Source organism: Yersinia sp. LJYL362 (genome assembly GCF_048323875.1).
In genome coordinates this window covers 1-10,861 of record NZ_JBLWEX010000116.1, presented here as the reverse complement: position 1 = coordinate 10,861, position 10,861 = coordinate 1, and the positions used below count along the sequence as shown (strand labels likewise).

Below are 10,861 nucleotides of genomic sequence, written 5' to 3'. Positions count from 1 at the left end.
CGATGTTACGGGCAGAAAGTAAGCGGTCACTCTCAATATCAGCGACGCGGCAACCGAGCAGACGTGCAGCTTCGCCAGGATGGGGGGTCAACACCCGATTCTGACGCTTCAGCGGATTTAATGCCAGTAAGTTGAGTGCATCTGCATCCCATAATGCTGGTTTATCACTTTGTTGCAATAAATTCAGAGCATTCCTGCCCCAATCCGATTGCCCTAACCCCGGCCCGACCAACAATACATCAGCCCAATTAATACTTTGTGCGAGGGTTTCATCGGTTAATTCCTGCACCATCAGCTCAGGGCGCGCGGCCAGAATCGGCGCGACATGCTCAATGTGAGTAAGTACTCGCACCAGCCCAGCACCACTGCGCAACGCCGCTTCTCCCGCCATGCGGATAGCGCCACCGAATCCTTTATCGCCCCCTACCAGCAATAATCGGCCATGCTCACCTTTATGAGCACAAGGGCGGCGCGGTCTCAACCATTGCGGCAGGTGATCCTCCGTCATGCGCTCAATTTGTGCCGGTTGAGCAGCTAACCATTGTGTTAACCCCAGATCATTGCAGTGCAAATACCCCACCCAATCACGGGCTTGCCCAGTGAGTAGACCGGGTTTCAGTGTGACAAAAGTCAGGGTGTGATCCGCGCGAATAACTGAGCCTGGAGCCGCACCGCTATCAGCACTCAGCCCAGACGGAATATCCAGGGCAATTTTTGCTGCATGATGGCGGTTTGCTGTGTCAATCAGCGTAGCATAAACCCCCTGTGGGGCGGCTCGAAGGCCAATACCCAACAAACCATCAATAATTAAATCGATATGTTGTGGCCAGGGCATATCAGGTTGGTTAATCACACCGCCGCCGGCCAGCCACTGAAATTGCGCCTGATAGGCTTCTGCGGGTAAAGGCCGATTACCAGAGCAAGCAATAAGAGTAACATTCAAACCCGCGGCCAATGCCCGGCTGGCAACCATGTAGCCATCGCCACCGTTATTACCGTGACCACACAAAATCAGCCAGTGGCGCGCGGCAGGATATTGCTTTCGCGCCAATTCAAAAGCGGCATTTCCGGCTCTTACCATCAGGTCAAATAAGCTCAGAGAGAAGTGTGCCGCCGCAATCGCCTCATTCTGGCGCACCCAGTCCGCAGAAAAAACAGAGTGTGGTAAACTGGCTCCGATTTGTTTCTTACTATGGTCCGTCATGGCACACCCCCTCGATCTGAATCAGTTAGCCCAACATATCAAGCAATGGGGGCAATCGCTAGGTTTCCAGCAAGTCGGTATCTGCGATACAGATTTGTCAGCGGAAGAACCGCGATTACAGGCCTGGCTTGATAAACAATATCATGGCGAAATGGCCTGGATGGCCCGCCACGGTATGCTGCGCGCGCGGCCCCATGAATTATTACCCGGCACGTTGCGGGTGATCAGCGTGCGGATGAATTATCTGCCTGCCAAGGCCGCATTTGCCAGCACATTAAAGAATTCGGAACTCGGTTATGTCAGCCGTTATGCCTTAGGCCGTGACTATCATAAATTGTTACGCCAACGCCTGAAAAAATTGGGTGACATGATTCAAAATTATTGTCTGGAGCAGGCGGCCGGCGATGTCAACTTCCGCCCGTTCGTCGATTCTGCGCCAATAATGGAGCGTTCCCTGGCGGCTAAAGCGGGCATTGGCTGGGTTGGTAAGCACTCACTAATTTTGAATCGTGATGCTGGCTCCTGGTTCTTTCTTGGCGAGTTACTCATTGATCTGCCGCTGCCGGTCGATAAACCGCAAGAAGAACAATGTGGGCGCTGTGTTGCTTGCATCACCACTTGCCCGACAGGGGCTATCGTCGCCCCCTATACCGTTGATGCGCGCCGCTGTATTTCCTATCTAACGATCGAGTTGGAAGGCGCAATACCGGAAGAGTTTCGCCCGCTAATGGGTAATCGTATTTATGGTTGTGATGATTGCCAGCTAATTTGCCCGTGGAACCGCTTCTCGCAATTAACCGATGAAGAAGATTTCAGCCCGCGAGCTGTATTACATACACCGCAGCTATTGGATTTATTCGCCTGGAATGAAGAAAAGTTTTTACGGGTCACTGAGGGTTCTGCCATCCGGCGAATTGGCCATCTGCGCTGGTTGCGCAATATCTCGGTTGCGTTAGGCAATGCACCCTATCTCGATAATATTGTATTGGCGTTGGAAGCGCGCCGCGGCATTGATCCTATGTTAGATGAACATATTGAATGGGCAATCTCACAACAATTGAAAAGACGGTCTACACTGATTGGGGATGTTCAATCGCCGCAGAAAAAACGCCTGGTGAGAGCAATTGAAAAAGGCCTGCCACGCGATGCCTGACCCCGCTTTTGCCTGATGTCGCATGACATTGAGCAGAGTTTTTCAACTATATTTACAATGAATAAACCCAGAGTTTTCCTGTGTATAAAAATAAAAAGACCTTGTCAATCAAGTGCAAAAAAAAGCACAAGTGATCGGCATAACGTTTTCACATTAAAATATATGCAATTAAATCAAATAATTATAAATAAGGGAACTGAAGCGGTTAAATTATGAACTGGATACAAAAACAGCAGAATCTGTGGATAACTCTGTTGAAGAAGTTAATACAATGTATGTGAAATGAGGTGCAGCACATGACTGGGCTGTGGATAATTAAAAAAGAATTGAATGAAAAAATTTGGAGCGGGAAACGAGACTCGAACTCGCGACCCCGACCTTGGCAAGGTCGTGCTCTACCAACTGAGCTATTCCCGCATTGAGATGCCGTTTAGGCAACATTTGACTATCTGAAATCAGTTATTTGAAATAAAAAATTTGGAGCGGGAAACGAGACTCGAACTCGCGACCCCGACCTTGGCAAGGTCGTGCTCTACCAACTGAGCTATTCCCGCGTCGCCGTCATGCGTCATAAAGAAAAACACATCACATTTATATTTTTCATTTCTATTACTATTACTATTACTACTGACTTCTTTGTGACCAATCTCTTATGACTTAAGAAATTGGAGCGGGAAACGAGACTCGAACTCGCGACCCCGACCTTGGCAAGGTCGTGCTCTACCAACTGAGCTATTCCCGCTCTGGGTCATAATTTCCGGTACTGAATCTGTTTGCGCTTGCTTGCAAATTCTTCATCGGTACGGGGTGCGCATTATACGAGAAATCCGTTTTGCCGCAAGCCCCTGAAAGCAAAAAAATCATTTTTTGGTTTAAGTGCCGATTAAAACAACAATGTGCTGTTTTTACCAGCGCCTGACAAAGTATATACCCAAAGTCATTGGAGCAGCAGGTAGGCAGCCAGCAAACGCACCCCGATGAGCTTACATAAGTAAGTGATTCGGGTAAGCGAGTGCAGCGAACACCCCTGCTGTTTCAAGGACAAAGGGGATTAAGGTTGAATAAAATGTTCGCGGTAGTAGGCCAGCTCAGCCACAGACTCGCGAATATCATCCAGTGCCTTATGAGTATTATGCTTTTTAAAACCGGCCAAAATCTCGGGTTTCCAGCGGCGTGCCAGCTCTTTTAAGGTGCTGACATCCAGATAGCGGTAATGGAAGTAGGCTTCTAACTCTGGCATATAACGGAACAGGAAGCGGCGGTCTTGGCCCACACTGTTACCACAAATAGGCGAAGTACCTTTTGGAACCCACAGGTTTAAAAATTCAATGGTTTTCAATTCAGCATCATGCTCACTAAAAGGGCTAGCTTTGATCCGCTCGACCAAGCCACTGCCAGTATGGGTACGCACATTCCATTCATCCATCAGCCCAAGCTGCTCGTCAGACTGATGGACAGCCAGCACCGGGCCTTCTGCCAGGATATTCAAATCAGCATCGGTGACCAGAGTGGCTATCTCGATGATCCGATCCCTTTCAGGATCAAGGCCGGTCATTTCCAAGTCGATCCAGATTAGATTATTTTTATTCTCTACCATGATATTTCCTGCCTGTTAGCCGGGGAGACTACCGAACAAACGGTTAATTGATAAAATAATGTGTATCATAGCCCTTTTGGTCGCAACCAGCGATATATGCAGATTCAAGTGAGGCACAGTGAGTAAGAATAAACTGTCGAAAGGTCAGCAACGCCGTGTGCAGGCTAACCATCAGCGCCGGCTACGCACTGATAGAAAACCTGAGTTAGATGACTCTCAGCTTGGCGATGCGCAAGAAGGTATCGTAATCAGTCGTTTCGGTCAGCATGCCGATGTCGAAGCCGCCGATGGTGTTCAGCACCGTTGTAATATCCGTCGCACCATCAAGTCATTGGTTACCGGTGACCGTGTGGTCTGGCGCCCCGGCTTGCAAGCGCAGGAAGGTGTGCGGGTTAAAGGCATCGTCGAAGCCGTTCATGAACGGACATCTGTTCTGACACGCCCTGATCTCTATGACGGCGTGAAACCGATCGCCGCAAATATTAATCAGATCGTGATCGTTTCGGCGATCTTACCCGAACTTTCTCTTAATATTATCGATCGCTATCTGGTGGCTTGCGAAACATTAGATGTCGAGCCGTTAATCGTACTGAATAAGATCGATTTACTGGATGCCGATGGTCGTAAATTCGTTGACGGCATGATGGATATCTACCGTCGTATTGGCTACAACGTATTGGAAGTTTCCAGCCAGACCCGCGAGGGGATGGAGGCCTTTGAACAGGCGCTGGCCGGGCGGATAAGTATCTTCGCTGGTCAGTCTGGGGTGGGTAAATCCAGTCTACTCAATGCGTTGTTACCGCCAACGGATAACGAAATTCTGGTGAATACCGTTTCGGATAACTCCGGTTTGGGCCAACATACCACCACCGCCGCTCGTTTATATCATTTCCAACATGGTGGCGATGTGATTGATTCACCGGGGGTACGTGAGTTCGGCCTCTGGCATCTGGCTCCGGAACAAATCACCCAAGGATTTGTCGAATTCCGTGATTATCTTGGCCATTGCAAATTCCGCGATTGTAGCCACACCACCGACCCCGGTTGTGCGCTGCGCGAAGCGGTAGAGCAAGGTAAAATTGCCGAAGAGCGCTTTGATAATTACCATCGGATTCTAGAGAGTATGGAACAGGCAAAACCCCGCAAGACATCAGATAGCGACGAGAAATAGCTAACTGCATGTTTCATACATAAAAAGTCGTGGGTGCAGGCCAATGATATGCACCACAATTATTTTCAAGGTTTATATACTCTAAATAATTCGAGTTGCAGGAAGGCGGCAAGTGAGTGAGTCCCGATGAGTTGACGTGAGTCAATGATTCGGGTGATTGAGCGCAGCCAACACACATGCAACTTGACGAGTATCGTCAATCCAAGAGGTCTACGTGCTGGATAGTCTCAAGATCAGATTACAATATTTACTCCCCAAACAAGGCCTGACCCGCTTGGCTGGTTGGGGTGCGGATAAACAAGGTGGCTGGTTGACACAACTGGTTATCAAGGCGTTTGCGCGCTACTACAAAGTCGATATGAAAGAAGCACAAGATCCTGAATTCTCTGCTTATCGTACCTTTAACGAATTCTTTGTGCGACCGCTACGCGCTGGTGCGCGCCCCGTTGTGGCCGAAGAAAATCTATTAGCTCAACCTGCTGATGGTGCTATCAGTCAGTTAGGCACCATTCATGACGGGCAAATATTGCAGGCAAAAGGCCACGACTACAGTGTCGAAGCTTTGCTGGCAGGTAACTATATGCTCGCTGCTGAGTTCCAGAATGGCCAGTTTGTCACCACCTATCTGGCGCCCCGCGACTATCACCGGGTACATATGCCGTGTGATGGTGTATTGCGTGAAATGATTTATGTTCCGGGTGATTTATTCTCGGTCAATCCATTAACCGCAGCGAATGTCCCTAACCTGTTCGCCCGTAATGAGCGCGTCATTTGTCTCTTTGACACCGCCTTTGGCCCCATGGCCCAAATTCTGGTGGGTGCCACTATCGTGGGTAGCATAGAAACCGTCTGGGCAGGCACCATTACCCCACCACGCGAAGGTGTTATTCGCCGCTGGACCTATCCACAGGCAGGGTTTGAAGGCGCGATAACCCTGGAGAAAGGGCAAGAAATGGGCCGCTTTAAATTGGGTTCTACGGTAATTAACCTGTTTGCTGAAGGCAAAGTGTATTTAGCGCCACAGTTAAACAGCGGCTCAGTCACCCGTATGGGTGAAGCCCTTGCCGAAGCCGTCCCTGTTACTCCGCCGTGCTAGCCTTCGGCTGAAGGCATAATTGATGTTAAGGAGCCCTTACTTGCGCCCAATGATTTCTCGACCTTTAAGCCAATTACTGCCTTTTGGTCTATTACTGACATTTATCATGTTGTTATCCTTGCCGCTTCATGCGGCAACTCAGCCGAATGAAGATCAACTCAGGCAAGAGTTAAAACAGGCTGAAGCCAATAAGGGGATGATAAATCAGGCAGAAATTGTTCAGGCGCTGCAAGGGGCTCTTAGTTGGCTGGCGGATGCGAAAGAATCTGATATCCGCGCTCAGCAGTATCAAAAAGCGATTGATGACTTTCCCAAACTGACCCGCGAATTACGTCAACAACTGGCTCAGGAAGGGGAGAAACCCCTACCTATACCTAACAATATGTCGACCTCAGAACTCGAACAGCAAGTGCTGCAAATCAGCAGCCAATTGTTAGAGTTGAGCCGTCTGTCGCAGCAGGAGCAAGATCGCGCACGGGAAATCAGTGAGTCACTGAATCAACTGCCGCAACAGCAATCAGAAGCCCGACGAATTCTGACTGAAATCAGTACGCGACTTCAGGCACAAAGTAGCCCCGCCACCCCAGTAGCGCAGGCTCAGTTGGCGTTATTACAAGCTGAAGCCGTGGCCCGAAAAGCAAAAGCCAATGAATTGGAGCTTTCTCAGCTCTCCGCCAATAATCGTCAAGAGCTGTCACGGTTGCGTGCCGAGCTCTACAAAAAACGTCAGGAGCGGGTCGATAATCAGCTCCAAACCCTGCGAAATAACCTGAACAATCAGCGCCAGCAAGCCGCTGAGCAAGCGCTTGAGCGCACAGAGTTATTGGCGGAACAAGGCGGCGACCTACCTGAGTCGATTACCCAACAGCTACAAATAAACCGCGATTTGTCTCAAGCGTTGAATCAGCAAGCGCAGCGTATTGATCTTATTTCTTCGCAGCAACGCCAGGCGGTCACACAGACCCAGCAAGTCCGACAGGCGCTTAGCACCATCCGTGAGCAAGCCCAATGGCTGGGAGTTTCAACCGCATTGGGTGAAGCTTTACGTGCACAAGTTGCTCGCTTGCCAGATGTGCCAAAAAATCAGCAATTGGACCGCGATATGGCCCAACTGCGGGTTCAACGCCTGCAATATGAAGATATGCTGGAGAAGTTACAGCAGCAAAATGTCAAATTAACCCAAGACGATGGCACGCCACTGACCACAGAGCAGCAACGGATTCTGGACGCCCAATGGCGCACCCAGCGCGAATTGCTTAACTCTCTATTATCCGGTTATGACACCCAGATTCTTGAATTGACCAAGCTGAAAGTGGCTAATAGCCAGTTAGTGGATGCCTTAAGTGAAGTTCGCGAAGCCACCCACCGTTACCTGTTTTGGGTCGCGGATGTCAGCCCGATATCACTCTCCTATCCGCTGAATGTCGCCCATGACCTGACTCGTTTGCTGTCACTCGATACCCTTTCGCAGCTCAGCAAAGCATTTGTAATGATGATGACCAGCCAAGAAACATTGCTGCCAATTATTGGCGCGTTGCTATTTGTCGGTTTCAGCATCAGCTCTCGTCGCCATTATCACGCCTTCCTTGAACGCGCCAGCAGCCGGGTAGGTAAGGTGACACAAGACCATTTCTCCCTGACATTACGTACTGTTTTCTGGTCGATTTTGATGGCGCTGCCGCTGCCTGTCTTATGGGCGGCTGTGGGTTATGGTTTGCAAAATGCCTGGTCATATCCGATGGCTATCGCCATTGGGAATGCCGTCACCGCGACCGTGCCGGTGCTGTGGGTGTTTATGATAAGTGCTTCATTTGCCCACCCACATGGCCTGTTTATTACCCACTTCCGTTGGTCACCGACCCAAGTCGGGCGGGCAATGCGCTTCTATCGTATGTCAGTGTGGTTGATTATCCCGCTAATGATGGCACTGATTACCTTCGAGAATTATAACGATCGCGAATTCGCCGGCACACTGGGCCGGTTATGTTTCATTTTGTTGTGTATTGCCTTGAGTTTGGTGACCAACAGCTTGAAGCGGGCCGGTATCCCTCTCTATCTGGATAAGAAAGGTTCTGGCGAGAATATCGTTAATGTGGCGCTGTGGGGGCTGCTGCTGTCCGCGCCATTGATTGCCGCATTAGCGTCTGCACTGGGTTATCTCACCACATCACAGGCACTGTTGGCACGTCTGGAAACTTCGGTTGCTATCTGGTTCTTCTTGTTGGTGGTTTACCATATTATCCGCCGCTGGATGCTGATTCAGCGCCGCCGTATTGCCTTTGATCGTGCCAAACAACGGCGTGCCGATATTCTGGCACAGCGCGCCCGTGGCGAGGACGACACGCCACACAACAACAGCACAGAAGGGTCCATTGATGTCGAAGAACCGGTGATTGATCTGGATGTGATCAGCGCTCAGTCCCTGCGGCTGGTGCGATCCATTCTGACCATGATCGCATTGGTTTCAGTGATAGTACTGTGGTCTGAGATTCATTCTGCGTTCGGTTTCCTGGAGAACATTCGGCTGTGGGATGTGTCATCGACGATCAACGGTATTGAGTCGGTACAGGCGATCACCATGGGATCATTATTGATCGCCATTTTGGTGATGATTGTGACTACCCAACTGGTGCGTAATCTGCCAGCGCTGCTGGAATTGGCGCTGTTACAGCATTTGGATCTCACGCCGGGGACGGGCTATGCCATTTCGACTATCACCAAGTATCTGTTAATCCTGTTCGGTGGCTTACTCGGCTTCTCGATGTTAGGGATTGAATGGGCAAAATTCCAATGGCTGGTTGCCGCACTGGGTTTGGGGTTAGGCTTTGGTTTGCAAGAGATTTTCGCCAACTTCGTCTCCGGCTTGATCATTTTGTTTGAGAAACCGATCCGGATCGGCGATACCGTGACCATTCGTGATCTCACCGGGAGCGTAACCAAAATCAATACTCGTGCGACGACGATCTCCGATTGGGACCGCAAAGAAATTATCGTGCCGAACAAGGCTTTTATTACTGAGCAATTTATTAACTGGTCACTGTCGGATTCTATTACCCGTGTGGTGCTGACTGTACCGGCCCCAGCAGAAACCAGCAGTGAGGAAGTGACGGAAGTATTACTGACCGCCGCGCGCCGCTGTACGTTGGTATTGGATAATCCACCACCGGAGGTCTATTTAGTCGATCTCCAGCAAGGGATCCAGATTTTCGAGCTGCGTATCTATGCCGCTGAAATGGGCCACCGTATGCCACTGCGTCATGAGATCCACCAGCTGATTCTGGCCGGTTACCGCGAGCACGGTATTACTCTGCCGTTCCCACCTTTCCAGGCTCGGTTGGAAACACTGGGGCGTGGGCGTGTAGTTTCATCAAATCGAACGCGTACGCCGGGTAGTTTGTAAAATAACTGAGTGAGTAAGAAACAAAAATGCCCTGACCTGTGAAGGATCAGGGCATTTCTTTCAACACCGCTGCGACGCCAAGAACGCCAGACATTCCCCAAAGTTATTGGTGTTGCAGCAAGGCTGCAAGTCAGCGCATCCCGATGAGCTTACTTGAGTAAGTGATTCGGGTAAGCGAACGCAGCGAACACCGCTGCGACGCCAAGAACGAAGGGGAATTAGGCGATATTGACTGGGAAGGCAATCACATCACTCAGTTTTTCCGCCCCCAACGCCAACATCACCAAACGATCAACCCCTAATGCTACGCCAGAACAATCCGGCAGGCCGTGCTTCAGGGCATCAATCAGATTCATGTCGATGGGATGTTGTGGCAAACCCCGTTTTTCACGACTGCGATTATCTTGCTCAAAACGTTTCAGTTGCTCATCGCCATCAGTCAGCTCATGGAAACCATTCGCCAGCTCAATACCTTTAAAGTAAACCTCAAAGCGCTCGGCCACACGATGATCTTCAGTGCTTATCACGGCAAGAGAAGCCTGTGATGCCGGGAAGTGATAGACGAATGCCGGTTTATCGCGGCCAATGTGCGGTTCAACCCCGACGGTGAACAGCAATTGCAGCAATGTATCGCGATCTTCTTCTGTATCGGCAATATTGCTTAAATCCAGTTTTGCCGCGGCTTCACGCAACTGCGCTTTTTCTGCCGACAAGGGATCAATGCCCAAATGACGCTGGAATGCCTGCTGATAAGACAGCGTCTCAGCGCTATCGCAGTCAAGGATCTGCTGCAACAAGTCATCAACTTCATTCATTAAGCGGTACATATCATAATGCGGACGATACCATTCCAGCATAGTGAATTCAGGATTGTGATGACGGCCAGCTTCTTCATTGCGAAAGCTGCGCCCCAGTTGATAGATAGAACCGCTGCCCGCCGCCAACAAGCGCTTCATGTGATATTCCGGACTGGTCATCATGTACAGCGTCAAACCATCGGCAGCGCCCGGGCCAACAAACCGGGTTTGAAATGGGACCAAATGAATGTCCGTCACTGTCGCTTGGCTCATGGTGGGCGTTTCAACTTCTAATACGCCGCGATCGGTAAAGAAACGCCGGATCTCTGCCATTATTGCTGCGCGCTTCAACAAATTGGCGATGGGTGCACTCGGCTGCCAGCTTGCCGTTTCGCTCATGGTGGTTAACTCCGAAATCAAACAGGGGGTGCAGTCTACTCGCA

The 10,861-nt window shown here is 50.2% G+C and carries 7 protein-coding genes and 3 tRNA genes; 4 read left to right on the top strand and 6 right to left on the bottom strand.

All coding sequences use genetic code 11. From position 1 onward, the window contains the following. Positions 1–1,204 (bottom strand): NAD(P)H-hydrate dehydratase (locus tag ACNSO8_RS05245; protein ID WP_418394018.1); only part of this gene is annotated, 1,204 nt, incomplete at its 3' end. Here ACNSO8_RS05245 and queG point away from each other — a divergent pair. Continuing rightward, entirely contained in the window at positions 1,203–2,357 is a 1,155-nt protein-coding gene (gene queG / locus ACNSO8_RS05240; RefSeq protein ID WP_057620394.1) for a tRNA epoxyqueuosine(34) reductase QueG, read from the top strand. The two genes, ACNSO8_RS05245 and queG, sit on opposite strands and share 2 nt — an antisense overlap. Before the next feature lie 341 nt (positions 2,358–2,698). Here queG and ACNSO8_RS05235 read toward each other — a convergent pair. The 4 genes from ACNSO8_RS05235 to orn form a co-directional block, all read right to left on the bottom strand. Further along, positions 2,699–2,774: transfer RNA gene (locus tag ACNSO8_RS05235), tRNA-Gly, on the bottom strand. 61 nt (positions 2,775–2,835) lie between these two features. Then, positions 2,836–2,911: transfer RNA gene (locus ACNSO8_RS05230), tRNA-Gly, on the bottom strand. A 112-nt stretch (positions 2,912–3,023) separates the two neighbouring features. Further along, positions 3,024–3,099 (bottom strand) — tRNA-Gly (locus tag ACNSO8_RS05225). A 309-nt stretch (positions 3,100–3,408) separates the two neighbouring features. Beyond that, a complete protein-coding gene (gene orn, locus ACNSO8_RS05220) occupies positions 3,409–3,954 on the bottom strand; it encodes an oligoribonuclease (protein ID WP_418394017.1) in 546 nt (181 codons plus the stop codon). Between the two features lie 118 nt (positions 3,955–4,072). On the opposite strand from orn, the gene rsgA reads away from it, so the two are divergent. The 3 genes from rsgA (at position 4,073) to mscM (ending at position 9,621) form a co-directional block, all read left to right on the top strand. Further along, positions 4,073–5,125: a small ribosomal subunit biogenesis GTPase RsgA gene (gene rsgA, locus ACNSO8_RS05215; protein WP_004392462.1), complete on the top strand. Its 1,053-nt coding sequence runs from the start codon at positions 4,073–4,075 to the stop codon at positions 5,123–5,125. Positions 5,126–5,339: 214 nt separating this feature from the next. Beyond that, positions 5,340–6,221, top strand: a complete 882-nt coding sequence (asd, locus tag ACNSO8_RS05210; RefSeq protein ID WP_418394016.1) for an archaetidylserine decarboxylase — start codon at positions 5,340–5,342, stop codon at positions 6,219–6,221. A 49-nt stretch (positions 6,222–6,270) separates the two neighbouring features. Then, the gene (gene mscM / locus ACNSO8_RS05205) at positions 6,271–9,621 is read left to right on the top strand and encodes a miniconductance mechanosensitive channel MscM (protein WP_418394020.1); all 3,351 of its coding nucleotides are present in this window, start codon (positions 6,271–6,273) and stop codon (positions 9,619–9,621) included. A 218-nt stretch (positions 9,622–9,839) separates the two neighbouring features. Here mscM and epmA read toward each other — a convergent pair whose 3' ends face one another. Further along, complete coding sequence (gene epmA / locus ACNSO8_RS05200; protein ID WP_418394019.1) at positions 9,840–10,817, bottom strand: elongation factor P--(R)-beta-lysine ligase; 978 nt, start codon at positions 10,815–10,817, stop codon at positions 9,840–9,842. Between the last annotated feature and the right edge of the window lie 44 nt (positions 10,818–10,861).